Here is a 26,987-nt window from a genome sequence, read left to right as displayed (position 1 = left end):
AGTCTTCGGTGGAGCGGTAGTTCAGTCGGTTAGAATACCTGCCTGTCACGCAGGGGGTCGCGGGTTCGAGTCCCGTCCGTTCCGCCACTTATTAAGACATTAAGCCTGCCCTATCGGCAGGCTTAATGGCAAAAACTTTAGGGGCGTAGCTCAGTTGGTAGAGCACCGGTCTCCAAAACCGGGTGTCGCGAGTTCGAGTCTCTCCGCCCCTGCCATATAGAATCCTTTGCTTCGGCAAAGGATTTTTTTTTGCCTGAAACGCTGCAGAAAACGCTCTTCTTAATTTTTCAGCCAGCATTCCTGCTGGCTGATGTATCAATCCATTACATTGATTTTTAACAGATCTTTTATCTGTGATTGCTTATCACTGTTTTGCAGCCAAATCGCATACAGCGGCCTGGTAAGCGTGGTGGAATCCAGCACCGTATGCAGCCCCGCTTTAGTATCTGCCCAGCGAACAGGTAACCAGGTACAACCTTTCAACAGGGACAGCTGCTGACAGGCGATCTCTGCAGAGCTGGTCGTTAACTGCGGAACATCATCAGGTGCAATCAATCCCGTCTCATGTTGCTGAAAATCAGGCCCCCATTCCAGCCGCAAATAGGTCAGGTCTGCCTTCATCATTGAAGGTTCAGAGGCATAAAGCGCCAGTCCAAACTGACCCACAATCTGGCTGCTAAATTCGTCCATCTTGGGGGCTTCGGTTGTGATCAGAAGATCAAGCTGGCGCTCATGAAGTTGCTTAACCAGCGACTGCCGTTGCGCAATCCTGGCTTCGAATTGCAGGTGACTGTGTGAATGATAAAGCCGGGTAAGCCACTGACTTAGCATACATTCCCACAGGGAAGCGCTGGCCCCTATCGAGAACTCATTATGCCTCGACGTATGTGCCACCTCTTTGCGTGCCGCCTGCCAGGTATTCATAAGCGTTTCAGCGTACGGCAGCAGTTTCTCGCCGGCAGGCGTTAAGCGAATATTGTTACGATGGCGGGTAAAAAGATTCACACCCAGTTGATTTTCCAGCTGTCGAATACGAAAACTGACGGCTGACTGCGTCAGGTAAAGGGCTTCAGCTGCTCGCCCAAAGTGGCGTGTTCTGCTCACTTCAAGGAAAGTTTTAAGCAATTCCGTATCCACATCTTTCTCCGCAAAATTATTTGTCGTTATGATTTAAATGTTTTGTTTTACACTCTGTCAAGCGTAACTAATACTCCGCGCCATAAATAGCTCGGCCAAAGAATTAGGAGCGTGTAGGATGGCGGAAAGCTTTACGACGACTAATCGTTTTTTCGACAATAAACATTATCCGCGCGGGTTCTCTCGTCACGGCGATTTCACCATCAAAGAAGCTCAACTGCTTGAGCGCCATGGTTATGCCTTTAACGAGCTGGATCTGGGTAAGCGTGAACCTGCAACCGAAGACGAAAAACAGTTTGTTTCTGTTTGCCGTGGTGAGCGTGAGCCGCAGTCTGAAGCGGAACGTGTGTGGATCAAGTACATGGCGCGCATTAAGCGTCCAAAGCGCTTCCATACGCTGTCTGGCGGTAAGCCGCAGATGGAAGGTGCAGAAGACTACACCGAGTCTGATGACTAAGATGATAAGAAGGGGCTACGGCCCCTTTTTTATGCCAGCAACTTCTGCAGATGCAGCAGCAAACGATCGATAGCGCGATAGCTCAGCGCCTCCTGCAAATGTTTCCTCTCAATGTCAGTGCACCCCTCCACGTCAGCAATGGTTCTGGCCACTTTCAACAAACGCTGCCACGCACGTATGGATAGCCCGAACCGCGTCAACGTCTCCTCCAGCCATCCCGCATCCTCAATGTTAAGAGAACAAAACTGCCGGATCCCGGCATTATCCAGCCGCGCATTTAGCCTGTTCTGACGGGCGTACTGCCGCTTCTGGGCTGCAATCACCCGCTCGCGTACCTCTGCTGAGCTTTCACCCGTGATGCCCGTTTGCCTGAGCAGGCCCGGTGGAGGAAGCGGGATTTCGAGAGATAAATCGAAACGGTCGAGGAACGGGCCGGATAACTTACCGAGATAGCGCAATGTCTGCTCTGGCGTACAGCGGTTATGGTTGCCCTGGTAGTGGCCCGTCGGGCTGGGGTTCATCGCGGCGACCAGCTGAAACTGCGCGGGATAGCTTATTTTGGCCCGCGTGCGTGAGATATGTATCTCGCCGGATTCAATGGGCTCCCGCAGTGCATCCAGCACGCGGCGCTCAAACTCCGGCAATTCATCAAGAAACAGAATGCCATTGTGTGCCAGCGAGATCTCACCCGGCCCGGGGATAGACCCACCGCCGACCATTGCCGTCAGTGAAGCGCTATGATGCGGGGATCGAAAAGGGCGACGGCGCCACTGCTTTTGCAACGATGCAGAACTGATGAGGCTGTATATGGCGGCACTTTCCAGCGCTTCATGATTATTGAGCGGTGGAAGCAACCCACTCAATCTGCTCGCCAACATGGTTTTACCCGTACCCGGCGGACCAATTAACAGAAGATTGTGTCCCCCTGCAGCCGTAATCTCCAGCGCCCGTTTCCCTTGTTCCTGCCCCATAATCTCGCTGAGATCCTCTGGAGCATCCGCTATAACATCATCACACTCCTCCGGCTCGGACAGTTCATGTCGCCCTTCCAGCCATGCACAAACTTCCTGTAAATGCCCCGCGATGAGGCATCCTTTTTCCGCGATAAGACTCACTTCTGATGCGTTTTCATTGGCCACAATGATTTGCCGCCCTGCACGTATGGCTTCCAGCGCTCCCGATATCGCCCCGGGAACGCCTCTTAACGCGCCTGTAAGCGCGAGTTCGCCAACGAACTCATACGAGCCTAGCCGTGTCGTATTAAGCTGCTCAGAAGCCGCGAGAAGGGCAATTGCGATAGGTAAATCGTATCGTCCCCCCTCTTTAGGCAGATCGGCAGGAGCAAGGTTGATGGTGATCTTCTTCGCGGGGAAGGCATAACCGCTATTTATTATTGCGCTGCGGACTCGATCCCTGGCCTCTTTAACCGTCGTTTCAGGTAACCCGACAAGCGTGAGTCCGGGCAGCCCATTACTTAAATGCACCTCTACGGAAACAAGCGGTGCCTTTACCCCGAGAGCCGCACGCGTATAAACAACTGACAGTGACATTTGCACTACCTCCTGGTGTGACTATGTCAGTGCTCGTTATATTTTTTTAGCGCCATTTCGTGAATTTACGCCGCTTGTTCAGGGATTTTAATGGTGTATTGCAACAATCTCATAATCGTGGAAACCTCCTCGCAGAACGTAAAAAATCCTGTTCTGACGGTTAGCGCCACAGTAAAAAAATGAAAAATATTCATTTTCTAATTTCCGTATATAAAACAACGCTTTTAAGAAATATGATTCGCGGACTAACCAAATCCGTCATAAATAAATCTTGTGTTTGATTTAAAAACTGTGATAACTCTTTAGGTATTCCTTCGAACAAGATGCAAAAAGAACTGAAAATGACAGCCCTTCTACGAGTGATTAGCCTGGTCGTGATTAGCGTGGTGGTGATTATTATCCCACCGTGCGGGGCTGCACTTGGACGAGGAAAGGCTTAGAAATCAAGCCTTAACGAACTAAGACCCCCGCACCGAAAGGTCCGGGGGTTTTTTTATGACTAAAAAACGCAAATGAGGAGCAGAGCATGACGACTAGCACAAAATTCTGTTTCTCCCGATTTATGACGGGGAACTAACTATGAATGGGGCACAGTGGGTAGTACATGCGTTGCGCGCGCAGGGAGTCGAGACAGTATTCGGTTATCCGGGTGGCGCAATTATGCCGATTTACGATGCACTGTATGACGGCGGCGTGGAACATCTCTTGTGCCGACACGAGCAGGGCGCAGCGATGGCAGCCATCGGCTATGCCCGCGCGACAGGTAAAACGGGCGTGTGTATGGCGACGTCAGGCCCGGGCGCAACTAACCTCATCACCGGCCTGGCTGACGCGCTGTTGGATTCCGTTCCCGTTGTCGCCATCACCGGGCAGGTGGCGTCTCCGTTCATCGGTACCGACGCTTTCCAGGAAGTCGACGTCCTCGGTTTATCGCTGGCCTGCACCAAACACAGCTTCCTCGTCCAGTCTCTGGAAGAGCTGCCGCGCGTAATGGCAGAAGCGTTCGAAGTGGCAAACTCAGGCCGTCCTGGTCCGGTTCTGGTCGATATCCCGAAAGATATCCAGGTGGCATTCGGCGATTTGGAACCGCACTTCTCAACCGTTGAAAGCGACAATGCGTTTCCGGATGCGGAAGTTGAAGAGGCCCGTCAGATGCTGGCGCAGGCGAAACAGCCGATGCTGTACGTCGGCGGTGGCGTCGGCATGGCGCAGGCCGTCCCAGCCCTGCGCGAATTTATCGCAACAACGCAGATGCCAGCGACCTGCACGCTGAAAGGTCTCGGTGCTGTCGACGCGGATTACCCCTACTATCTGGGCATGCTGGGGATGCACGGCACCAAAGCGGCAAACCTGGCGGTGCAGGCGTGCGATCTGCTCATCGCCGTAGGGGCCCGTTTTGACGACCGCGTCACCGGCAAGCTGAATACCTTTGCGCCGAACGCCAAAGTGATCCATATGGATATCGACCCGGCGGAGATGAACAAGCTGCGTCAGGCGCACGTTGCCCTCCAGGGCGATCTCAACGCGCTGTTACCGGCATTGCAGCAGCCGCTGGATATCAATGCATGGCGTCAGCACACCGCAGACATGCGCGCCGAGCACGCCTGGCGTTACGACCACCCCGGCGAGGCCATCTACGCGCCGCTGCTGTTGAAGCAGTTGTCCGACCGTAAACCGGCTGACAGCGTCGTCACCACCGACGTAGGCCAGCACCAGATGTGGTCCGCGCAGCACATGACCTACACCCGCCCGGAAAACTTCATCACCTCCAGCGGGTTAGGGACGATGGGCTTCGGTCTGCCAGCCGCCGTTGGCGCACAGGTTGCCCGCCCGAACGATACCGTTATCTGTATCTCCGGTGACGGCTCCTTCATGATGAACGTTCAGGAGCTCGGCACCGTTAAGCGCAAGCAGTTGCCGCTGAAAATCGTCTTGCTCGACAACCAGCGTTTAGGGATGGTTCGTCAGTGGCAACAGCTGTTCTTCCAGGAGCGCTACAGCGAAACGACGCTCACCGATAACCCCGATTTCCTCACGCTGGCCAGCGCCTTTGGCATCCCTGGTCAGCACATCACCCGTAAAGATCAGGTTGAAGCGGCGCTCGACACCATGCTGAACAGCGAGGGGCCTTACCTGCTTCATGTCTCAATCGATGAACTCGAGAACGTCTGGCCGCTGGTACCGCCTGGTGCCAGTAACTCACAAATGATGGAGAAATTATCATGATGCAGCATCAGGTCGCCGTACAGGCTCGCTTCAACCCGGAAACCTTAGAGCGCGTTTTGCGTGTGGTGCGTCATCGTGGTTTTCAGATTTGCTCTATGAATATGGAGACGGCCACTGACGCCCAAAACATCAGTATCGAATTAACCGTTGCCAGCCCGCGGTCGGTCGACTTACTGTTTAGTCAGTTATCAAAGCTGGTAGACGTTGCCCATGTTGCCATCTGCCAGAGCACAACCACATCACAACAAATCCGCGCTTAAGCGTGACAGGACGAAAAAATGACGACAAAAAAAGCTGATTACATTTGGTTCAACGGTGAGATGGTTCGCTGGGAGGACGCGAAGGTCCATGTGATGTCCCACGCGCTGCACTACGGTACCTCCGTATTTGAAGGCATCCGCTGCTACGATTCCCACAAAGGGCCAGTGGTGTTCCGCCATCGCGAACACATGCAGCGTCTGCATGACTCAGCCAAAATTTATCGTTTCCCGGTTTCCCAGAGCGTCGACGAGCTGATGGAAGCCTGTCGCGACGTGATTCGCAAGAACAACCTGACCAGCGCCTATATTCGCCCGCTGGTGTTTGTGGGCGACGTCGGTATGGGCGTGAACCCGCCCGCTGGCTATACCACGGATGTGATCATTGCCGCGTTCCCATGGGGTGCCTACCTGGGTGCTGAAGCCCTGGAGCAGGGGATCGACGCAATGGTCTCTTCCTGGAACCGCGTTGCGCCAAACACCATCCCGACCGCCGCGAAAGCGGGCGGTAACTACCTCTCTTCACTGCTGGTAGGTAGCGAAGCGCGCCGTCACGGCTATCAGGAAGGTATCGCCCTGGACGTAAACGGCTACATCTCAGAAGGTGCGGGTGAAAACCTGTTTGAAGTGAAAGACGGCATCCTGTTTACGCCGCCATTCACCTCGTCCGCGCTGCCGGGCATCACCCGTGACGCCATCATCAAGCTGGCGAAAGATCTGGGTATCGAAGTGCGCGAGCAGGTGCTGTCTCGCGAATCCCTGTATCTGGCCGATGAAGTCTTTATGTCCGGTACCGCGGCTGAAATCACGCCGGTGCGCAGCGTAGACGGTATCCAGGTGGGCGAAGGCCGCTGTGGCCCGGTCACCAAACGCATTCAGCAAGCGTTCTTTGGCCTCTTCACCGGCGAAACAGAAGATAAATACGGCTGGTTGGATCAGGTTAATCACTAAGTATAAATTTGGGACGGCACGCACCGTCCCATTACATAGTCAGACGGGAGTAAATAAAGCATGCCTAAGTATCGTTCAGCCACCACCACCCATGGCCGTAACATGGCGGGTGCCCGCGCACTGTGGCGCGCCACCGGAATGACCGACGCCGATTTCGGTAAGCCGATTATCGCCGTGGTGAACTCCTTCACCCAGTTCGTTCCGGGCCACGTTCACCTGCGCGATCTGGGTAAGCTGGTTGCCGAGCAAATCGAGGCCTCCGGCGGCGTGGCGAAAGAGTTCAACACCATTGCGGTGGATGACGGTATCGCGATGGGGCACGGGGGCATGCTCTATTCACTGCCGTCGCGCGAGCTGATCGCCGACTCGGTGGAGTACATGGTTAACGCCCACTGCGCCGATGCAATGGTCTGTATCTCCAACTGCGACAAAATCACCCCGGGGATGCTGATGGCCTCCCTGCGCCTGAATATTCCGGTGATCTTCGTCTCCGGTGGCCCAATGGAAGCGGGGAAAACCAAGCTCTCCGACAAAATCATCAAGCTCGACCTGGTCGATGCGATGATCCAGGGCGCGGACCCGAAAGTCTCTGACGAGCAGAGCGACCAGGTGGAACGCTCCGCGTGTCCGACCTGCGGCTCCTGTTCCGGGATGTTCACGGCGAACTCCATGAACTGCCTGACCGAAGCGCTGGGCCTTTCTCAGCCGGGCAACGGCTCGCTGCTGGCGACCCACGCCGACCGTAAGCAGCTGTTCCTCAATGCCGGTAAACGTATCGTTGAGCTGACCAAACGCTACTACGAGCAGGACGACGCCAGCGCGCTGCCGCGCAGCATCGCCAGCAAAGCGGCGTTCGAGAACGCCATGACGCTGGATATCGCCATGGGCGGTTCCACCAACACCGTTCTGCACCTGCTGGCCGCCGCGCAGGAAGCCGAAATCGACTTCACCATGAGCGACATCGACAAGCTGTCCCGTAAAGTGCCGCAGCTGTGTAAGGTCGCGCCGAGTACGCAGAAGTACCACATGGAAGACGTGCACCGTGCCGGTGGCGTCATCGGTATCCTCGGCGAGCTGGATCGCGCCGGGCTGCTGAACCGAGACGTGAAAAACGTCCTCGGCCTGACGTTGCCGGAATCGTTGGACCAGTACGACGTGATGCTGACCAAAGACGACGCGGTGAAAAAAATGTTCCGCGCGGGTCCTGCCGGTATTCGCACCACCCAGGCATTCTCGCAGGACTGTCGCTGGGACACCCTGGACGATGACCGCGCCGAAGGCTGCATCCGCTCGCTGGAACACGCCTACAGCAAAGACGGCGGCCTGGCCGTGCTGTACGGTAACTTTGCGGAAAACGGCTGCATCGTGAAGACCGCTGGCGTGGACGACAGCATCCTGAAATTCACCGGCCCGGCGAAAGTGTACGAAAGCCAGGATGAAGCGGTAGACGCCATCCTCGGCGGCAAAGTGGTGGAAGGCGACGTGGTTGTCATCCGTTATGAAGGGCCGAAAGGCGGCCCGGGCATGCAGGAGATGCTCTACCCAACCACCTTTCTGAAATCGATGGGCCTCGGTAAAGCCTGCGCGCTGATCACCGACGGACGTTTCTCCGGCGGCACCTCCGGCCTCTCTATCGGTCACGTTTCGCCGGAAGCGGCAAGCGGCGGCAACATCGCCATCATCGAAGACGGCGACCTGATCGAAATCGACATTCCGAATCGCGGCATTCAGCTCAAGCTGAGCGACCAGGAAATTGCGGCCCGTCGTGAAGCGCAGGAAGCCCGCGGCGACAAAGCCTGGACGCCGAAAGACCGCCAGCGCGAAGTCTCCTTCGCCCTGCGCGCCTACGCGAGCCTTGCCACCAGTGCAGATAAAGGCGCGGTGCGCGATAAATCGAAACTTGGGGGCTAATGATGGCCGAGTCACAACCCTTATCCGCCGCCCCCGAGGGGGCGGAATACCTGAGAGCGGTGCTGCGCGCGCCGGTCTATGAAGCCGTGCAGGTTACGCCCCTGCAGAAAATGGAAAAACTCTCTTCGCGCCTCGACAACGTGATCCTGGTCAAGCGCGAAGACCGTCAGCCGGTGCACAGCTTCAAGCTGCGCGGCGCCTACGCGATGATGGCCGGGCTGACCGACGAGCAGAAAGCGCGCGGCGTGATTACCGCCTCGGCGGGCAACCACGCCCAGGGCGTTGCGTTCTCGTCTGCCCGTCTGGGGCTGAAAGCGCTGATCGTGATGCCGGTCGCAACCGCGGACATCAAAGTCGATGCGGTGCGAGGTTTCGGCGGCGAAGTGCTGCTCCACGGGGCTAACTTCGACGAAGCAAAAGCCAAAGCGATCGAGCTGGCGCAGCAGCAGGGTTTCACCTGGGTGCCGCCGTTCGACCACCCAATGGTGATTGCCGGGCAGGGGACGCTGGCGCTTGAACTGCTGCAGCAGGATGCCCATCTCGATCGCGTGTTTGTGCCGGTCGGCGGCGGTGGCCTGGCTGCGGGCGTGGCGGTGCTGATCAAACAGCTGATGCCGCAGATTAAAGTCATCGCCGTTGAAGCGGAAGACTCTGCCTGCCTGAAAGCGGCGCTGGATGCGGGTCACCCGGTAGATCTGCCGCGCGTCGGGCTGTTTGCCGAGGGCGTGGCGGTGAAGCGCATTGGGGATGAAACCTTCCGCCTGTGCCAGGAATATCTCGACGATATCGTCACGGTGGATAGCGATGCCATCTGCGCGGCGATGAAAGATCTGTTCGAGGATGTGCGCGCGGTGGCGGAACCTTCCGGCGCGCTGGCGCTGGCAGGGATGAAAAAATACATCGCGCAGCACAATATTCGCGGCGAACGTCTGGCGCACGTGCTGTCTGGTGCCAACGTGAACTTCCACGGTCTGCGCTACGTTTCCGAGCGCTGCGAACTGGGCGAACAGCGTGAAGCACTGCTGGCGGTGACCATCCCGGAAGAGAAGGGCAGCTTCCTGAAGTTCTGTCAGCTGCTGGGCGGTCGTTCTGTGACGGAATTTAACTACCGTTTTGCCGATGCCAAAGACGCCTGTATTTTTGTCGGCGTGCGCCTGAGCCGTGGCGTGGAGGAGCGCAAAGAGATCCTCAACCTGCTGCATGAGGGCGGCTACAGCGTGGTCGATCTCTCTGACGACGAGATGGCGAAGCTGCACGTGCGCTACATGGTTGGCGGGCGTCCATCGAAGCCGCTCAGGGAACGTCTGTTCAGCTTCGAGTTCCCGGAATCGCCGGGCGCGCTGCTCAAGTTCCTGCACACGCTGGGCACGCACTGGAACATCTCTCTGTTCCACTACCGCAGCCACGGCACCGACTACGGGCGCGTGCTGGCGGCGTTTGAACTGGGCGAGCACGAGCCGGATTTCGAAACGCGGCTGAACGAGCTGGGCTATGAGTGTCACGACGAAACCCATAACCCGGCGTTCCGGTTCTTCCTGGCAGGCTAGTGGTAGAGCTGCGCGTAGGCCGGGTAAGCGTAGCGCCACCCGGCTTCAGTGGTTCGGCAATATCGTCCAGAACGCATCAATTAGCGGCTCATGCAGCCGCTTTTTTTGTGCGCACACGCCAAGCTCAAACGGCGTTTTCTCATCGCTGCGCTCCAGAATCATCACGCGATTGCGCACCGGTTCCGGGCTATTTTCCAGCACCACTTCCGGCAGCAGCGCCACGCCGCAGCCCAGCGCCACCATCGACACCATCGCCTCATGACCGCTGACGGTAGCGTAAATCGACGGGTTGCTGATTTTCTGGCGGCGGAACCACAGCTCAATGCGGCGGCGCACAGGCCCCTGATCGGCCATGATAAACGGCACCGTGGACCAGTCCGGTTTTTCCACCGACACCTGATTACGCACCGGGCAGGGCAGCGCGGGGGCAATCAGCACCACCGCCAGATTCTCCAGCATTGAGAACGCTACCGCGCCCGGCAGGGTTTCCGGCTTCCCGGCAATGGCGAGATCCGCTTCGCCCGTCACCACTTTCTCCATTGCGTCGGAGGCGTCGCCGGTGGTGAGTTTAATTTCAACCGACGGATGCGCCGCACGGAAGCGGTCGAGAATGGGCGGCAGATGGCTATAGGCGGCGGTCACGGAGCAGAAAATATGCAGCTCACCGGAAAGTGACGGCCCCTGCTGGTCAATCGAGTGACGCAGCTGCTGGTACTGCAACAGCGTCTGCTGGGCAAAAATGCGCAACTCTTCGCCCGCTTCCGTGAGGGTGACGGTGCGGTTGTCGCGCACGAACAGCGGCTGGCCGAGGTCTTCCTCAAGGCGCTGGATCTGGCGCGAAAGCGTGGAGGGGCTAACGTGCATCGCCCGGGCGCTGCGGCCAAAGTGACGGCTTTCCGCCAGGTGCAGGAACATTTTCAGATCGCGTAAATCCACTGATTCCACTCCCTCTTTTTATATTGCAAAAATTGCAACGTGACGTTGTGAATATATCAATTTCCGCAATAAATTTCCTGTTGTAATGTGGGTACATTCTCGCTGAAACGCGAACCGAACAATAAGACACACAACATCACGAGGTATCATCCATGGCTAACTACTTTAATACACTGAACTTGCGCCAGCAGCTGGCGCAGCTGGGCAAATGCCGCTTCATGGCGCGCGACGAATTTGCCGATGGCGCGAGCTACCTTCAGGGTAAAAAAGTGGTCATCGTCGGCTGTGGCGCACAGGGTCTGAACCAGGGCCTGAACATGCGTGACTCCGGTCTGGATATCTCCTACGCCCTGCGTAAAGAAGCGATTGCCGAGAAGCGTGCTTCCTGGCGTAAAGCGACCGAAAACGGCTTCAAAGTGGGTACCTACGAAGAGCTGATCCCGCAGGCGGATCTGGTGGTTAACCTGACCCCGGACAAACAGCACTCAGACGTTGTGCGTTCCGTACAGCCGCTGATGAAAGACGGTGCCGCGCTGGGTTACTCCCACGGCTTCAACATCGTTGAAGTGGGCGAGCAGATCCGTAAAGACATCACCGTAGTGATGGTGGCACCGAAGTGTCCGGGTACGGAAGTACGCGAAGAGTACAAGCGTGGCTTCGGCGTGCCGACGCTTATCGCAGTTCACCCGGAAAACGATCCGAAAGGCGAAGGCATGGCGATTGCCAAAGCATGGGCAGCGGCGACCGGCGGCCACCGTGCGGGCGTTCTGGAATCGTCCTTCGTTGCCGAAGTGAAATCTGACCTGATGGGCGAGCAGACCATTCTGTGCGGCATGCTGCAGGCCGGTTCTCTGCTGTGCTTCGACAAGCTGGTGGAAGAGGGTACCGACCCGGCCTACGCGGAAAAACTGATTCAGTTCGGCTGGGAAACCATCACCGAAGCGCTGAAGCAGGGCGGTATTACGCTGATGATGGACCGTCTGTCCAACCCGGCAAAACTGCGTGCTTACGCGCTGTCTGAACAGCTGAAAACCATCATGGCGCCGTTATTCCAGAAACACATGGACGACATCATCTCCGGCGAGTTCTCTTCCGGTATGATGGCGGACTGGGCGAACGACGATAAGAAACTGCTGACCTGGCGTGAAGAGACCGGTAAGACCGCGTTCGAAACCGCGCCGCAGTTTGAAGGTAAAATCGGCGAGCAGGAGTACTTCGATAAAGGCGTCCTGATGATCGCGATGGTGAAAGCAGGCGTTGAGCTGGCGTTCGAAACCATGGTCGATTCCGGCATCATCGAAGAGTCTGCGTACTACGAATCACTGCACGAACTGCCGCTGATTGCGAACACCATCGCCCGTAAGCGTCTGTACGAAATGAACGTGGTGATCTCTGATACCGCAGAATACGGTAACTACCTGTTCTCTTACGCCTGCGTACCGCTGCTGAAAGAGTTTATGACCACTCTGCAGACGGGCGATCTGGGCAAAGCGATTGCGGAAGGTGCTGTGGATAACGCGCAACTGCGCGATGTGAACGAAGCGATTCGCAGCCATCAGATCGAGAAAGTGGGTCACAAACTGCGTGGCTACATGACCGATATGAAGCGTATCGCGGTAGCGGGCTAACAATCTTGTCGGGTGGCGCTTCGCTTACCCGACCTACAAAACCGTAAGATGTAGGCCGGGTAAGGCGCAGCCGCCACCCGGCTTTTTTATTTGCGATACAGCACTTTAATCACGTGGTAGCCGAACTGCGTGTGCAGCGGGCCCGTTGGCTCCAGCACCGGGCAGGAGAAGACCACTTTATCGAACGCCGGTACCATCTGACCCTGGCGGAATTCACCCAGATCGCCGCCGCGTTTGCCTGACGGACAGATAGAGTGCTTCTTCGCCAGTTTGCCGAAGTCGGCGCCGTTTTTGATCTGCTCCAGAAGATCCAGAGCCAGTTTCTCTTCTTTAACAAGAATATGCAGTGCTGCTGCTGTTTTTGCCATGATCGTGCCTTGAATAGGTTGAGATAAATCGGGGCGCAATATACCACGCGTCAGCGGCGATAAAGCACCTTAATGATATGGTAGCCAAATTTGGTTTTAACCGGGCCGTAGGGCTTCAGAAGCGGGCAGCTAAAGACCGCCTGATCGAACGGGCCGACCATCGCACCTTGTTGAAACTCCCCAAGATCACCGCCATTGCGCCCGGACGGGCATTTAGAGTAACGCTTCGCCAGATGATCAAAGCTGATGCCGCGCTCTAGCCTGGCCAGGATCTCCTGGGCCAGTTTCTCTTCTTTTACCAGAATATGCAGGGCTGCTGCGGTCTTTTTCATGGTTCTGCTCTATGGGTTAAACGCGATTTCTCCACTTTATCATTAGCCGGTAAATCTGCGCCCGGCTTTCTGCTACAATCCACACCCCGTTCGAAGATTGAGCAATACTCCCATGCGTTTAAACCCTGGACAACAACAAGCGGTCGAATTCGTTACTGGACCATGCCTGGTGCTGGCAGGGGCCGGTTCGGGTAAAACCCGCGTGATCACCAACAAAATCGCCCATCTGATCCACAACTGCGGGTATCAGGCGCGACACATTGCGGCGGTCACCTTTACCAATAAAGCGGCGCGCGAGATGAAAGAGCGTGTCGGTCAGACGCTGGGCCGTAAAGAGGCGCGCGGCCTGATGATCTCCACCTTCCACACGCTGGGGCTGGATATCATCAAACGCGAGTATGCGGCGCTGGGAATGAAGTCCAACTTCTCGCTCTTCGATGACACCGATCAGGTGGCGCTGCTCAAAGAGCTCACCGAGGGGCTGATCGAAGATGATAAAGTGCTGTTGCAGCAGCTGATCTCGACGATCTCGAACTGGAAAAACGATCTGATGACGCCGGCCCAGGCCGCGGCGATCGCCAAAGGCGAACGGGATCGCATCTTCGCCCACTGCTACGGTCTGTACGATGCACATATGAAAGCGTGCAACGTGCTGGACTTCGACGACCTGATCCTGCTGCCGACGCTGCTGCTGCAGCGCAATGAAGAGGTGCGCGAGCGCTGGCAGAACAAAATCCGTTACCTGCTGGTGGATGAGTATCAGGACACCAACACCAGCCAGTACGAGCTGGTGAAGCTGCTGGTGGGGCAGCGCGCGCGTTTCACCGTGGTCGGCGATGATGACCAGTCAATTTACTCCTGGCGCGGCGCGCGCCCGCAAAACCTGGTGCTGCTGAGCAAAGATTTCCCCGCCCTGCAGGTAATTAAGCTGGAACAGAACTATCGCTCCTCCGGGCGTATCCTGAAAGCAGCTAACATCCTGATTGCCAATAACCCGCACGTGTTTGAGAAGCGTCTCTTCTCCGAACTGGGCTACGGTACGGAGCTGAAAGTGCTCAGCGCCAACAATGAGGATCATGAAGCGGAGCGCGTGACGGGTGAACTCATCGCCCACCACTTCGTCAACAAAACCGAATATAAGGATTACGCGATCCTCTATCGCGGCAATCACCAGTCGCGCGTCTTTGAAAAGATGCTGATGCAGAACCGCATTCCGTACAAAATCTCGGGCGGCACGTCGTTCTTCTCACGACCAGAAATCAAAGATCTGCTGGCCTATCTGCGCGTGCTCACTAACCCGGATGACGACAGCGCGTTTCTGCGCATCGTGAATACGCCAAAACGCGAGATTGGCCCGGCGACGCTGCAAAAGCTCGGCGAGTGGGCGATGACCCGCAACAAAAGTATGTTTACCGCCAGCTTCGACATGGGGCTGAGCCAGACGTTAACCGGACGCGGGTATGATTCATTAACGCGATTCACCCACTGGCTTGGCGAAGTGCAACGTCTCGCGGAGCGCGAGCCGGTGGCGGCGGTGCGCGATCTTATTCACGGCATCGACTATGAGTCCTGGCTGTACGAAACTTCGGCCAGCCCGAAAGCGGCTGAGATGCGCATGAAGAACGTTAACCAGCTCTTCAGCTGGATGACCGAAATGCTGGAAGGCTCTGAAATCGACGAGCCGATGACCCTGACGCAGGTGGTCACCCGCTTTACCCTGCGCGACATGATGGAGCGGGGCGAGAGCGAAGAAGAGGCCGATCAGGTTCAGCTGATGACGCTGCATGCGTCAAAAGGTCTGGAGTTCCCGTATGTCTATCTGGTCGGTATGGAAGAGGGGTTGTTACCGCATCAGAGCAGCATTGATGAAGACAACGTCGACGAGGAGCGCCGCCTGGCCTACGTGGGGATCACCCGCGCGCAGAAAGAGCTGACGTTCACGCTGTGTAAAGAGCGCCGTCAGTATGGCGAACTTGTCCGCCCGGAGCCGAGCCGTTTCCTGCTGGAGCTGCCGCAGGATGACGTGATCTGGGAACAGGAGCGCAAAGTGATTACCGCAGAAGAGCGGATGCACAAGGGGCAGGCTAACGTGGCAAACATCCGCGCCATGCTGGCAAAAGCCAAAGAGAAAGGATAATGATGAGTAGGCCGGGTAAGGCGAAGCCGCCACCCGGCAATGTTCAGCGCATTACTTCACTTCCAGCACCCAGTGCACATAGCTCTGCCACTGGCACTCCTGCTCGATCATCTCTGCCCCAAGCGGGTGACGATCAATCCAGTTCTCCGGTAACGTCAGCGAAAGCTTCTCGTCATCGGCCACCAGATTAATGGCGGGCAGCAAATCATCGCGGCGGCGGCTGGCAAACAGGATCGCCAGACGCAGCAGGCGGCACAGATGCTCGGCCACGCGCGGCGGTACGGCGTTTTGCTGATGCAAAGACGAGAGATCAACGGCATTGGTCTGGTTCAGCAGCAGCGTTGCCAGCAATTTTTTCTGCGCAGGTGTATAGCCCGGTAAATCCAGGTTGCGCACCAGATACGCTGCATGAGCCGGTGCCTGCTTAAAATCAATGCTCAGCCCCACTTCATGTAGCGCACAGGCGCTTAGCAATAAATCCCGGCTCAGAGGATCAAGATCCCAGACGTTAGCGACCTGATCGGCGAAGCGTGACGCCAGCTGCGATACGCGTCCTGCCTGATCGATATCAACCAGAAAACGACGCTGCACGTTGCGCAGGGTACGGCTGCGGATATCCTGATCGACCGACAGATGCAGCATCCCGTAGACCAGACCTTCGCGCAACGCGCCGCCGGCCAGGGTCATACACTGGATGTTCAGCTCGGTGAAAATGGCGATAAGAATGGCCAGCCCGCTCGGGAAAACCAGCGCGCGCTCCAGCGTCAGGCCTTCAATTTCCAGCTCTTCCAGGCGTCCGCACTGAATGGCGCGCTGTTTCAGCTGCTGAAGTTTGGCAAGCGTAATCCGCTCGTCCATTCCCTGCGCCATCATGATTTCCTGCAGAGCCTGCACGGTACCCGACGCACCCACGCAGACTTTCCAGCCGTGATAGCGCAGCTCGTCCATCACCGGGCGTAACACTTCGCGCGCAGCGTTCTCTGCCTCGTCGAAGTTCTCTTTACCCAGATTACGATCGGTAAAGTAGCGCTCAAGCCAGGTCACGCAGCCCATCGACAGGCTGAACAGCGACGTTGCCTGCGCGCCGGTGCCGGTCACAAGCTCGGTACTGGCACCGCCGATATCCACTACCAGGCGACGATCGTCACCCCCCGTGGTGTGTGCAACACCCTGATAAATCAGGCGAGCTTCTTCTTCACCGCTGATAACCTGAACCGGACAACCGAGAATTTCCTGCGCTCTGGCAATAAAATCCACGGCGTTAACCGCCAGGCGGAGTGTCGCAGTGGCGACCACGGTGATTTGGGCATGCGGGATATCCTGCAGACGCTCGGCAAAGAGCCGCAGACACTGCCAGCCACGTTCCATGGCTTCAGGTGAGAGGTGATTGTCGCTGCTCAGGCCCGCCGCGAGGCGGACCTTGCGCTTAATGCGCGTCAGCGTTTGTATGCTTCCCGCCACCTCGCGCACAACCAGCATATGAAAACTATTCGAACCGAGATCAATTGCCGCATAAAGCGAGGTGGAGCTGAGCATATTTTTTAACCTGAACGACGACGATTACGCGGTGCGCCGCCTGAACGACGCGGACCATTGCCGGAGCGTGGGCGGGTTAGACGCTTAGGCGGCGGCAGTTCGCTTAACAGCGCTTCCGGATTGTATTTGCTCTGCGGAATAGAGTGACCGATATAAGTCTCAATGGCTGGAAGATTCAGCGCATACTCTTCACACGCAAGGCTAATCGAGTGACCGCTTGCGCCCGCACGACCGGTTCGACCGATACGGTGTACGTAGTCTTCGCAGTCGTCTGGCAGATCGTAGTTAAAGACGTGCGTCACGGCCGGAATGTGTAAACCACGTGCCGCCACGTCGGTTGCGACCAGAATATCGAGATCGCCACGGGTAAATTCTTCAAGAATGCGCAGGCGTTTTTTCTGCGCCACGTCGCCGGTCAGCAGGCCAACACGGTGACCGTCTGCAGCCAGATGGCCCCAGATGTCTTCACAACGGTGTTTGGTGTTCGCGAAGATAATGGCGCGATCGGGCCATTCTTCTTCGATCAGAGTTTGCAGCAGACGCATTTTCTCTTCATTGGAAGGATAGAAGAGCTCTTCTTTAATGCGGTGACCCGTTTTCTGCTCCGGTTCCACTTCCACGTATTCGGCGTTGTTCATCTGTTCGAACGCCAGTTCGCGCACACGGTAGGAGAGGGTTGCAGAGAACAGCATATTCAGGCGCTGATTGGCCGGAGGCATACGGCGGAACAGCCAGCGGATGTCTTTAATGAAGCCCAGATCGTACATGCGGTCAGCTTCATCGAGCACCACAACCTGGATTGCACCGAGGTTAATGTGGTTCTGTTTAGCGTAGTCGATAAGACGGCCGGTGGTACCGATCAGGATATCCACACCGCTTTCCAGCACTTTCAGCTGTTTATCGTAGCCGTCGCCGCCATAGGCCAGTCCAAGCTTAAGGCCGGTAGCCTGCGCCAGGGGTTCAGCGTCTGCATGGATCTGTACCGCCAGTTCTCGCGTCGGGGCCATAATTAGCGCGCGCGGCTGGTTAACTTTGCGGTCTGCAATCGCTGGGTGAGAAAGTAAATAATGAAACGTTGACGTTAAAAACGCCATCGTTTTGCCGGTACCGGTTTGCGCCTGCCCGGCAACATCGCGACCGGCCAGCGTCAGCGGCAGCGCGAGGGCCTGAATGGGCGTGCAGTTATGAAACCCTTTATTTTCAAGGGCTTCAATCACCTTCGGGTGCAGCGCGAAGTCGGAAAACTTCTGTTCTGTTAAATGTGTTTTGCTCATAGTGTGGTAGAATATCAGCTTACTATTGCTTTACGAAAGCGTATCCGGTGAAATAAAGTCAACCTTTAGTTGGTTAATGCGACATCAACACGTCGTTGGTGGAGACAAAACCAACGTACCAGGCTTATTCCTGTGGAGTTATATATGAGCGATAAAATTATTCACCTGACTGACGACAGTTTTGACACGGACGTACTTAAGGCTGACGGGCTGATCCTCGTCGATTTCTGGGCTGAATGGTGTGGTCCTTGCAAAATGATCGCCCCGATTCTGGATGAGATCGCCGACGAATATCAGGGCAAACTGACCGTTGCCAAGCTGAACATCGACCAGAACCCGGGCACCGCACCAAAATACGGTATCCGTGGCATTCCGACCCTGCTGCTGTTCAAAAACGGCGAAGTGGCGGCGACCAAAGTGGGCGCGCTGTCCAAAGGTCAACTGAAAGAGTTCCTGGACGCTAACCTGGCGTAAGGTTTCTCCGCTGTGCGTTCAGAGCTCCCGGCTAAATGATGTGGAACTCTGGACGCCCGGCTGAAGTCGTGCTAAGTTAGCTATGACTTCGTTTTAAACATATCTTGTTGTTTGAATCTTGTTTTACCCGATACTTCCCGTTGTTGACATGAACAGTGCGTGAAGTGGCTAAATTCCGGGCTTGTCACTCAATCCGTCTTGTCGTTTCAGTTCTGCGTTCTTTCCCTGTGACCAGACAGCGAACAGACATGAGTTGATGGCCGCTAAACAGGCATGGATGACCCTGCCATACCATTCACAACATTAAGTTCGAGAATCACCCCGAGTTTAAGAACCCACACCATTATGAATCTTACCGAATTAAAGAATACGCCGGTTTCTGAGCTGATCACTCTCGGCGAAAATATGGGGCTGGAAAACCAGGCTCGTATGCGCAAGCAGGACATCATTTTCGCCATCCTGAAGCAGCACGCTAAGAGTGGCGAAGATATCTTTGGCGACGGTGTGCTGGAGATATTGCAAGACGGATTTGGTTTCCTTCGCTCTGCAGACAGCTCCTACCTCGCCGGCCCTGACGACATCTACGTATCCCCCAGCCAAATCCGCCGTTTCAACCTCCGCACTGGTGACACCATTTCAGGTAAGATTCGTCCTCCTAAAGAGGGTGAACGCTACTTTGCGCTGTTGAAAGTCAATGAAGTTAACTTCGACAAACCAGAAAACTCGCGTAATAAGATCCTCTTTGAGAACTTAACGCCGCTGCACGCGAACTCTCGCCTGCGCATGGAGCGTGGTAACGGTTCTACCGAAGACTTAACCGCGCGTGTTCTGGATCTGGCATCACCAATTGGTCGTGGCCAGCGTGGTCTGATTGTGGCACCGCCGAAAGCGGGTAAAACCATGCTGCTGCAGAACATCGCGCAGAGCATCGCCTATAACCACCCAGACTGCGTGCTGATGGTGCTGCTGATTGACGAACGTCCGGAAGAAGTGACCGAGATGCAGCGTCTGGTTAAAGGTGAAGTGGTTGCTTCTACCTTCGACGAGCCAGCCTCTCGCCACGTTCAGGTTGCGGAAATGGTTATCGAGAAGGCGAAACGCCTGGTTGAGCACAAGAAAGACGTGATCATCCTGCTCGACTCCATCACCCGTCTGGCGCGTGCGTACAACACCGTCGTGCCAGCTTCCGGTAAAGTATTGACCGGTGGTGTGGATGCTAACGCCCTGCATCGTCCGAAACGCTTCTTCGGTGCCGCACGTAACGTGGAAGAGGGCGGCAGCCTGACCATCATCGCGACGGCGCTGATCGATACCGGTTCAAAAATGGACGAAGTGATTTACGAAGAATTTAAAGGTACAGGTAACATGGAACTGCACCTTTCTCGTAAAATCGCTGAAAAACGCGTCTTCCCGGCTATCGACTACAACCGTTCCGGTACCCGTAAAGAAGAGCTCCTCACCACGCAGGAAGAGCTGCAGAAAATGTGGATCCTGCGCAAAATCATTCATCCAATGGGTGAAATTGACGCGATGGAATTCCTCATTAACAAACTGGCGATGACCAAAACCAACGACGATTTCTTCGACATGATGAAACGCTCGTAACGCAAATAAAGCCAGCGAACGCCACGTTTTTACGTGGCGTTTTTCTTTTATGGACTATACGCTAGTACCACCTACTCCCAATTTTGACCGGTCAGTGCGACAATAGGGCCGTTTATGCAGCAAAAGAAATAATTGATTGAAAAATATACAAAGGGAGTTGTAAGAAGCCATCTTTATTACTTCTGAGGCTGTGGCTTCATGGTTATACTTCCGGGACTAACATTTGTTGAGAGCAATCCATTGTGAATCTATTCACCGCCGTTACTGAACTGATCAGTATTTTTTTATTCACAACCTGTTTTTTGTTCATTGCGCGTAAGGTGGCAAAACGAATAGGGTTGGTGGATAAGCCTAATTTTCGTAAACGCCATCAGGGACTTATTCCTTTAGTCGGCGGGATATCTGTTTACGCAGGAATTTGCTTCACGTTTGGTATTGCCGATTATTATATCCCGCATGCCGCCCTCTACATTGCCTGCGCCGGTGTCCTGGTGTTAGTCGGGGCTCTTGATGACCGGTTCGATATCGCGGTGAAAATACGCGCCACCGTTCAGGCGGGCATTGGCGTGGTGATGATGGTTGTGGGCGGACTGTATCTGCGAAGCCTCGGCTATGTGTTTGGCCCCTGGGAGTTAGTTCTGGGCCCATTTGGCTTCTTCCTGACACTCTTTGCCGTCTGGGCGGCAATCAATGCTTTCAACATGGTGGATGGCATTGACGGCCTGCTCGGTGGGTTGTCATCCGTCTCGTTCGCCGCTATCGGCATTATTTTATGGTTTGATGGCCAGTACAGTCTGGCAATGTGGTGTTTCGCCATGATTGCCGCCATTCTGCCTTATATCCTCTTAAACCTCGGTGTGCTGGGCCGTCGCTATAAAGTCTTTATGGGAGACGCGGGCAGTACGCTGATTGGTTTTACGGTTATCTGGATCCTGCTTGAAACCACTCAGGGCCAGACCCATCCGATAAGCCCTGTAACAGCGCTGTGGATTATTGCCATTCCATTAATGGATATGGTGGCGATTATGTACCGCCGCCTGCGCAAAGGAATGAGTCCTTTTTCTCCCGACCGCCAACACATTCATCATCTCATCATGCGTGCGGGTTTTACATCTCGTCAGGCGTTTGTACTGATTACGCTGGCCGCCGCTATTTTAGCCGCGATTGGTGTAGCTGCAGAATATTCCCATATTATTCCTGAGTGGGTTATGTTGGCATTATTCTTGCTGGCATTTTTCCTGTACGGCTACTGCATTAAGCGCGCATGGAAAGTGGCGCGATTTATTAAACGTCTTAAACGCAGGATGCGTCGTAACAGTGGCAAAAATACAACATTAACTAAGTAAAACCGGGACTATGATGACTCAACCGTTGGCGGGAGCGAAATCAGTGGTAACTGAGAATGAACTGGATATTCGGGGTTTGTTTCGCGTGTTATGGGCAGGCAAACTTTGGATTGCCGGGATCGCGCTGGGGTTTGCACTGTTAGCGCTGGCCTATACATTCTTTGCAAAACAAGAGTGGAGCGCCACGGCAATCACGGACAAACCAACGGTTAACATGCTCGGGGGATACTATTCCCAGCAGCAATTCCTGCGAAATCTGGATATCAAAGCCAGTCTTGCAACGCCAGACCAGGCCTCCGTTATGGATGAAGCCTATAAAGAGTTTGTGATGCAGCTGGCTTCGTGGGATACCCGCCGCGATTTCTGGTCCCAGACGGATTACTACAAGCAGCGTCGGGTTGATAACACCAAAGCCGATGCCGCCCTGCTGGACGATCTGATTAACAATATCCAGTTTATGCCGGGCGATGCGCTGCGTAACGTGAATGACAGCGTCAAGCTAATTGCAGAAACTGCGCCGGATGCCAACAACCTGTTGCGTCAGTATGTTGCGTTTGCCAGCCAGCGTGCCGCAAGCCATCTTAACGAAGAGCTTAAAGGCGCCTGGGCGGCTCGTACCATCCAGATGAAAGCGCAGGTGAAACGTCAGGAAGAGGTGGCTAAAGCCATTTTTGCTCGTCGTGTACACAATATTGAGCAGGCGCTGAAAATTGCGGAACAGCACAATATTTCCCGTACTGAAACGGACGTACCGGCTGATGAGCTGCCTGATTCAGAGATGTTCCTCCTTGGTCGCCCCATGCTGCAGGCGCGTCTGGAAAACCTGAAGGCCGTTGGCCCTGATTTTGACCTCGATTACGATCAAAATCGCGCGATGCTCAATACGCTTAATGTCGGTCCATCCCTGGACCCGCGTTTTCAGACCTATCGTTATTTGCGAACGCCTGAAGAACCTGTAAAACGCGATAGTCCGCGTCGTGCATTCCTGATGATCATGTGGGGGATTGTAGGCGCACTGACGGGCGCAGGCGTGGCGTTAACGCGTCGTCGCAAAAACTAAGAACGCCGTCTACGATGAAGGCTGCGGCCTTCATCGCCTAATCGAAGAGAATCGATGTGAAAGTACTAACCGTATTTGGCACCAGGCCGGAGGCCATTAAGATGGCACCTCTGGTTCATGCGCTGGCCTGCGATCCTGATATTGAAGCGAAAGTGTGCGTCACGGCCCAGCACCGGGAGATGCTCGATCAGGTTTTAACCCTCTTCTCCATCGTCCCGGATTACGACCTCAATATTATGAAACCGGGGCAAGGGTTAACGGAGATAACCTGTCGCATTCTGCAAGAACTTAAGCCGATCCTGGAGTCATTTAAGCCTGACGTGGTGCTGGTACACGGTGATACCACCACTACCGTGGCGACAAGCCTGGCCGCGTTCTACCAGCGAATTCCCGTGGGACATGTTGAGGCGGGGCTGCGTACCGGCAATCTTTATTCACCGTGGCCGGAAGAGGCCAACCGCACGTTAACGGGCCATCTGGCGATGTACCACTTTGCGCCAACGGAAAACTCTCGTCAAAACCTGCTGCGTGAAAATATCGCCGATAATAAAATCTTTGTGACCGGCAATACGGTCATTGACGCGTTAATTTGGGTACGTGACCGCGTCCTGGCAAATAGCGATCTTCAGAAAGAGCTCGCAGCCCGCTATCCGTTCCTCCACAACGGCAAAAAAACCATTCTGGTCACTGGTCATCGACGCGAAAGCTTTGGCCGGGGTTTTGAGCAAATCTGCCATGCGCTGGCTGAAATCGCCGCGCAGAACGACGATGTGCAAATTGTCTATCCAGTACACCTTAACCCTAACGTCAGCGAGCCGGTCAATCGTATTCTGGGCCACGTCGAAAACGTCCTGCTGATCGAACCGCAGGACTACATGCCGTTTGTCTGGCTGATGAACCATGCCTGGCTGATCCTCACCGATTCCGGCGGAATTCAGGAAGAAGCGCCATCCCTCGGCAAACCGGTACTGGTGATGCGTGAAACGACCGAACGTCCGGAAGCCGTCAAAGCCGGTACGGTGCGTCTGGTCGGCACCAACGCACAGCTGATCGTCGAAGAGGTCACGCGCCTGCTGCACGACGATGAAGCGTATCAGGCGATGAGCCGGGCCCATAATCCGTATGGCGACGGGCAGGCTTGTGGTCGTATTTTGCATGCACTTAAACACAATCGGGTATCGCTATGAGTTTTACTACCATCTCTGTCATTGGTCTTGGCTACATTGGCTTGCCCACCGCGGCGGCGTTTGCCTCTCGTCAAAAACAGGTTGTCGGTGTGGATATCAACGCACGCGCGGTGGAAACCATTAACCGTGGCGAAATTCATATTGTCGAGCCCGATCTTGACCGCGTGGTGAAAGAGGCTGTGGACGGAGGCTTCCTGCGTGCCAGCACGACCCCTGTGGAAGCAGATGCCTACCTGATTGCCGTTCCAACACCCTTTAAAGGTGACCACGAGCCCGACATGGCTTTTGTCGAGGCGGCGGCAAAATCCATCGCACCTGTGCTGAAGAAAGGGGCACTGGTGATCCTGGAATCGACCTCTCCGGTTGGTGCTACCGAGCAGATGGCACAGTGGCTGGCCGACGCGCGCCCTGATTTAAGCTTCCCGCAGCAGGTGGGGGAGCAGGCGGATATCAACATCGCCTACTGTCCGGAGCGCGTGCTGCCGGGCCAGGTCATGGTCGAACTGATTAAAAACGACCGCGTCATTGGCGGTATGACGCCCGTCTGTTCCGAACGCGCCAGCGCGCTGTACAAGATTTTCCTGGAAGGTGAATGTGTGGTGACCAACTCCCGCACCGCCGAGATGTGCAAGCTGACGGAAAACAGCTTCCGCGACGTCAATATCGCTTTTGCGAACGAACTGTCGCTGATCTGCGCCGATCAGGGGATTAACGTCTGGGAGCTGATTAGCCTGGCGAATCGCCATCCGCGCGTCAACATTCTCCAGCCAGGCCCGGGAGTAGGCGGACACTGTATCGCCGTCGATCCGTGGTTTATCGTGGCGCAGAATCCGGCGCAGGCGCGCCTGATTCGCACCGCGCGCGAAGTGAACGACAGCAAGCCTCACTGGGTGCTCAATCAGGTTAAAGCGACGGTAGCGGATTGTCTGGCAGAGAGCGGCAAGCGCGCCAGTGAGCTGAAAATTGCCTGCTTTGGTCTGGCATTTAAACCCAATATTGACGATCTGCGTGAAAGCCCGGCGATGGAAATTGCCGAGATGATTGCCGAATGGCACAAGGGCGAAACGCTGGTGGTTGAGCCGAATATCCATGAATTACCGGCAAAACTGGCGGGGCACTGCACGCTGACGGCGCTGGATGACGCGCTGGCGGCGGCGGACGTGCTGGTGCTGCTGGTAGATCATAAAGAGTTTAAAGCGACGTCCGGCGATGCCGTTCGTCAGCAGTATATTGTGGATACCAAAGGTGTCTGGCGTTGAAAAGCCTGAATGGGGTACTCGAGTCCCTGCAGTGGGAGAGTGCTTTTTTCGGCCTGCCGTCGGCCATCGTGCGTCTGCGCGATGACGCGCCGGTACTGGCTGAATCGGATTTTATCGCCTGGCAACGAGTGCAGGCGAAGATCCCGGCGGAGCGCGTCGATCTGCTTGACGCGCTCCAGCAGCACGGCTTTCAGCTGGTTGAAGGTGAGGTCGATCTTTCCATTACCCTCACCCGGCACGATGCGTCCGGCGCGGAAATTGCAACGGAACAGGATATCCCCGTGCTGCGTCGGATGGCGGCCCGGGCGTTTGCGCAGAGCCGCTTTCGTGCGCCCTGGTATGCACCTGACGATAGCGGGCGTTTCTATGCCCAGTGGATAGAGAATGCCGTCAAAGGCACCTTTGACCACGTCTGCCTGGTTTTCCGTGCAGGGGACGGTCAAATCCAGGGGTTCGTCTCGCTGCGTAAGCTCAACGAGCGCGAGGCGCGTATCGGCTTATTAGCCGGGCGCGGCATGGGTGAGAAACTCATGCAGGCGGCGCTGCACTGGGCGCAGCAGCAACAGCTTGTGACGCTGCGGGTTGCGACCCAACTGGGCAACACCGCCGCGCTTAAACGTTATATTGCGAGTGGTGCCAACATCGACGCCACCGCCTACTGGTTATACAGGTGACAAGATGATTCCATTTAACGCACCACCCGTCGTCGGAACTGAACTCGACTATATGCAGTCTGCCATGGGCAGCGGCAAACTCTGCGGTGACGGTGGTTTTACCCGTCGCTGTCAGCAGTGGATGGAACAGCGTTTTCGCAGCGCCAAAGTGCTGCTGACCCCGTCCTGTACGGCATCGTTGGAAATGGCGGCGCTCCTGCTGGATATCCAGCCCGGCGATGAAGTGATCATGCCGAGCTATACCTTCGTTTCCACCGCGAATGCGTTTGTTCTGCGCGGGGCGAAAATCGTCTTTGTGGATATCCGACCGGATACCATGAACATTGATGAGACGCTGATTGAAGCGGCGATCACCGATAAAACACGCGCGATCGTGCCGGTTCACTACGCGGGCGTGGCCTGTGAAATGGACACCATCATGGCCATCGCCAAAAAACATGATCTGTTTGTGGTGGAAGACGCCGCGCAGGGCGTGATGTCTACCTACAAGGGACGCGCGCTGGGTACCATCGGCCACATCGGCTGCTTTAGCTTCCACGAAACCAAAAACTACACGGCAGGCGGAGAAGGTGGCGCGACGCTGATTAACGACCGGGCGCTCGTGGAGCGTGCGGAAGTGATCCGCGAAAAAGGCACCAACCGCAGCCAGTTCTTCCGCGGGCAGGTGGACAAATACACCTGGCGCGATATTGGTTCAAGCTATCTGATGGCGGATCTGCAGGCGGCGTACCTGTGGGCGCAGCTGGAAGCGGCGGAACGTATCAACCTGCAGCGTCTCTCCCTGTGGCAAACCTATTACGATGCCCTTGAGCCTCTGGCCAAAGCCGGGCGTATTGAGCTGCCAACCATTCCGGCTGATTGCGTCCACAACGCGCACATGTTCTACATCAAGCTGCGCGATAACGACGACCGCAGCCAGCTCATTGCCTGGCTGAAAGAAGCCGAAATTATGGCGGTATTCCACTATATCCCGCTGCACTCCAGCCCGGCGGGTGAAACGTTTGGGGTGTTCGCGGGTGAAGACCGTTACACCACCAAAGAAAGTGAGCGTTTGCTTCGTCTGCCACTGTTCTACAACCTCGCGCCAGTTAACCAGCGTACGGTGATTAATACCCTTCTGAGTTATTTCGGCTGA

The 26,987-nt window shown here is 55.7% G+C and carries 25 protein-coding genes and 2 tRNA genes; 20 read left to right on the top strand and 7 right to left on the bottom strand.

Annotated elements, in window-relative coordinates:
- Positions 1 to 10: 10 nt before the first annotated feature.
- Both OTG14_RS23625 and OTG14_RS23620 read left to right on the top strand, forming a co-directional pair.
- Positions 11 to 87 (top strand) — tRNA-Asp (locus OTG14_RS23625).
- Between the two features lie 52 nt (positions 88 to 139).
- Positions 140 to 215 (top strand) — tRNA-Trp (locus tag OTG14_RS23620).
- A 100-nt stretch (positions 216 to 315) separates the two neighbouring features.
- On the opposite strand, the gene hdfR is transcribed toward OTG14_RS23620, so the two are convergent.
- Positions 316 to 1,137 (bottom strand): HTH-type transcriptional regulator HdfR, encoded by an 822-nt coding sequence (gene hdfR / locus OTG14_RS23615; RefSeq protein ID WP_148769927.1) that lies wholly within the window; start codon positions 1,135 to 1,137, stop codon positions 316 to 318.
- 118 nt (positions 1,138 to 1,255) lie between these two features.
- On the opposite strand from hdfR, the gene OTG14_RS23610 reads away from it, so the two are divergent.
- Positions 1,256 to 1,594, top strand: coding sequence for a MaoP family protein (locus OTG14_RS23610; RefSeq protein WP_008501577.1), 339 nt, complete (start codon positions 1,256 to 1,258; stop codon positions 1,592 to 1,594).
- A gap of 29 nt (positions 1,595 to 1,623) precedes the next feature.
- Here OTG14_RS23610 and OTG14_RS23605 read toward each other — a convergent pair whose 3' ends face one another.
- Positions 1,624 to 3,144, bottom strand: a complete 1,521-nt coding sequence (locus OTG14_RS23605) for a YifB family Mg chelatase-like AAA ATPase (protein WP_090420895.1) — start codon at positions 3,142 to 3,144, stop codon at positions 1,624 to 1,626.
- Between the two features lie 341 nt (positions 3,145 to 3,485).
- Here OTG14_RS23605 and ilvL point away from each other — a divergent pair, with 341 nt between their 5' ends.
- The 7 genes from ilvL to ilvA all read left to right on the top strand — a co-directional run bounded on the left by ilvL (position 3,486) and on the right by ilvA (position 10,036).
- Positions 3,486 to 3,584: an ilv operon leader peptide gene (gene ilvL, locus OTG14_RS23600; protein WP_001311244.1), complete on the top strand. Its 99-nt coding sequence runs from the start codon at positions 3,486 to 3,488 to the stop codon at positions 3,582 to 3,584.
- 86 nt (positions 3,585 to 3,670) lie between these two features.
- Positions 3,671 to 3,721, top strand: coding sequence for a peptide IlvX (ilvX, locus tag OTG14_RS23595; protein WP_166792073.1), 51 nt, complete (start codon positions 3,671 to 3,673; stop codon positions 3,719 to 3,721).
- Between the two features lie 2 nt (positions 3,722 to 3,723).
- A complete protein-coding gene (gene ilvG, locus OTG14_RS23590; protein WP_024907955.1) occupies positions 3,724 to 5,370 on the top strand; it encodes an acetolactate synthase 2 catalytic subunit in 1,647 nt (548 codons plus the stop codon).
- Complete coding sequence (gene ilvM, locus OTG14_RS23585; RefSeq protein ID WP_006179206.1) at positions 5,367 to 5,630, top strand: acetolactate synthase 2 small subunit; 264 nt, start codon at positions 5,367 to 5,369, stop codon at positions 5,628 to 5,630. The genes ilvG and ilvM overlap by 4 nt, the downstream gene beginning before the upstream one ends.
- An 18-nt stretch (positions 5,631 to 5,648) precedes the next feature.
- Positions 5,649 to 6,578, top strand: coding sequence for a branched-chain-amino-acid transaminase (ilvE, locus tag OTG14_RS23580; protein WP_023309654.1), 930 nt, complete (start codon positions 5,649 to 5,651; stop codon positions 6,576 to 6,578).
- Between the two features lie 60 nt (positions 6,579 to 6,638).
- On the top strand, positions 6,639 to 8,489 hold the full coding sequence (gene ilvD / locus OTG14_RS23575; protein WP_045909248.1) for a dihydroxy-acid dehydratase: 1,851 nt from the start codon (positions 6,639 to 6,641) through the stop codon (positions 8,487 to 8,489).
- Positions 8,490 to 8,491: 2 nt separating this feature from the next.
- On the top strand, positions 8,492 to 10,036 hold the full coding sequence (ilvA, locus tag OTG14_RS23570; RefSeq protein WP_024907958.1) for a threonine ammonia-lyase, biosynthetic: 1,545 nt from the start codon (positions 8,492 to 8,494) through the stop codon (positions 10,034 to 10,036).
- Positions 10,037 to 10,081: 45 nt separating this feature from the next.
- Here the strand turns inward: ilvA and ilvY are convergent, their stop codons facing one another.
- Positions 10,082 to 10,972, bottom strand: a complete 891-nt coding sequence (gene ilvY, locus OTG14_RS23565; RefSeq protein ID WP_023333829.1) for an HTH-type transcriptional activator IlvY — start codon at positions 10,970 to 10,972, stop codon at positions 10,082 to 10,084.
- A gap of 152 nt (positions 10,973 to 11,124) precedes the next feature.
- Here ilvY and ilvC point away from each other — a divergent pair, with 152 nt between their 5' ends.
- Positions 11,125 to 12,600 (top strand): ketol-acid reductoisomerase, encoded by a 1,476-nt coding sequence (gene ilvC, locus OTG14_RS23560; RefSeq protein ID WP_048989373.1) that lies wholly within the window; start codon positions 11,125 to 11,127, stop codon positions 12,598 to 12,600.
- A gap of 86 nt (positions 12,601 to 12,686) precedes the next feature.
- Here the strand turns inward: ilvC and ppiC (OTG14_RS23555) are convergent, their stop codons facing one another.
- Together ppiC (OTG14_RS23555) and ppiC (OTG14_RS23550) are read right to left on the bottom strand one after the other, a co-directional pair.
- Positions 12,687 to 12,968, bottom strand: a complete 282-nt coding sequence (ppiC, locus tag OTG14_RS23555) for a peptidylprolyl isomerase PpiC (RefSeq protein ID WP_008501570.1) — start codon at positions 12,966 to 12,968, stop codon at positions 12,687 to 12,689.
- 50 nt (positions 12,969 to 13,018) lie between these two features.
- Complete coding sequence (ppiC, locus tag OTG14_RS23550) at positions 13,019 to 13,300, bottom strand: peptidylprolyl isomerase PpiC (protein ID WP_048989374.1); 282 nt, start codon at positions 13,298 to 13,300, stop codon at positions 13,019 to 13,021.
- Positions 13,301 to 13,412: 112 nt separating this feature from the next.
- Here ppiC (OTG14_RS23550) and rep point away from each other — a divergent pair, with 112 nt between their 5' ends.
- Positions 13,413 to 15,437, top strand: coding sequence for a DNA helicase Rep (gene rep / locus OTG14_RS23545; RefSeq protein ID WP_032646096.1), 2,025 nt, complete (start codon positions 13,413 to 13,415; stop codon positions 15,435 to 15,437).
- A gap of 51 nt (positions 15,438 to 15,488) precedes the next feature.
- On the opposite strand, the gene gppA is transcribed toward rep, so the two are convergent.
- Both gppA and rhlB read right to left on the bottom strand, forming a co-directional pair.
- Positions 15,489 to 16,973 (bottom strand): guanosine-5'-triphosphate,3'-diphosphate diphosphatase, encoded by a 1,485-nt coding sequence (gppA, locus tag OTG14_RS23540; protein WP_032646095.1) that lies wholly within the window; start codon positions 16,971 to 16,973, stop codon positions 15,489 to 15,491.
- Positions 16,974 to 16,978: 5 nt separating this feature from the next.
- Positions 16,979 to 18,247 carry an ATP-dependent RNA helicase RhlB gene (rhlB, locus tag OTG14_RS23535; RefSeq protein ID WP_021242834.1) on the bottom strand — a complete coding sequence of 423 codons (1,269 nt, stop codon included), beginning with the start codon at positions 18,245 to 18,247 and terminating at the stop codon, positions 16,979 to 16,981.
- A 144-nt stretch (positions 18,248 to 18,391) separates the two neighbouring features.
- On the opposite strand from rhlB, the gene trxA reads away from it, so the two are divergent.
- The 8 genes from trxA to rffA all read left to right on the top strand — a co-directional run bounded on the left by trxA (position 18,392) and on the right by rffA (position 26,987).
- Positions 18,392 to 18,721, top strand: coding sequence for a thioredoxin TrxA (gene trxA, locus OTG14_RS23530; protein WP_006179218.1), 330 nt, complete (start codon positions 18,392 to 18,394; stop codon positions 18,719 to 18,721).
- Positions 18,722 to 19,066: 345 nt separating this feature from the next.
- On the top strand, positions 19,067 to 20,326 hold the full coding sequence (gene rho, locus OTG14_RS23525; protein WP_008501566.1) for a transcription termination factor Rho: 1,260 nt from the start codon (positions 19,067 to 19,069) through the stop codon (positions 20,324 to 20,326).
- Positions 20,327 to 20,568: 242 nt separating this feature from the next.
- Complete coding sequence (gene wecA, locus OTG14_RS23520) at positions 20,569 to 21,672, top strand: UDP-N-acetylglucosamine--undecaprenyl-phosphate N-acetylglucosaminephosphotransferase (protein ID WP_024907962.1); 1,104 nt, start codon at positions 20,569 to 20,571, stop codon at positions 21,670 to 21,672.
- A gap of 13 nt (positions 21,673 to 21,685) precedes the next feature.
- Positions 21,686 to 22,732 carry an ECA polysaccharide chain length modulation protein gene (gene wzzE / locus OTG14_RS23515; protein ID WP_024907963.1) on the top strand — a complete coding sequence of 349 codons (1,047 nt, stop codon included), beginning with the start codon at positions 21,686 to 21,688 and terminating at the stop codon, positions 22,730 to 22,732.
- Between the two features lie 56 nt (positions 22,733 to 22,788).
- Positions 22,789 to 23,919, top strand: a complete 1,131-nt coding sequence (gene wecB, locus OTG14_RS23510) for a non-hydrolyzing UDP-N-acetylglucosamine 2-epimerase (protein ID WP_024907964.1) — start codon at positions 22,789 to 22,791, stop codon at positions 23,917 to 23,919.
- Positions 23,916 to 25,178 (top strand): UDP-N-acetyl-D-mannosamine dehydrogenase, encoded by a 1,263-nt coding sequence (wecC, locus tag OTG14_RS23505; RefSeq protein ID WP_090420903.1) that lies wholly within the window; start codon positions 23,916 to 23,918, stop codon positions 25,176 to 25,178. The genes wecB and wecC overlap by 4 nt, the downstream gene beginning before the upstream one ends.
- Positions 25,175 to 25,852, top strand: coding sequence for a dTDP-4-amino-4,6-dideoxy-D-galactose acyltransferase (gene rffC / locus OTG14_RS23500; protein WP_090420906.1), 678 nt, complete (start codon positions 25,175 to 25,177; stop codon positions 25,850 to 25,852). Before wecC ends, rffC begins: the two co-directional genes overlap by 4 nt.
- 4 nt (positions 25,853 to 25,856) lie before the next feature.
- Entirely contained in the window at positions 25,857 to 26,987 is a 1,131-nt protein-coding gene (gene rffA, locus OTG14_RS23495) for a dTDP-4-amino-4,6-dideoxygalactose transaminase (RefSeq protein WP_024907967.1), read from the top strand.

Origin of the sequence: Enterobacter pseudoroggenkampii (genome assembly GCF_026420145.1) — a bacterium.
Classification (GTDB): Bacteria; Pseudomonadota; Gammaproteobacteria; order Enterobacterales; family Enterobacteriaceae; genus Enterobacter; species Enterobacter pseudoroggenkampii.
This window is presented reverse-complemented; position numbering and strand designations above follow the sequence as displayed.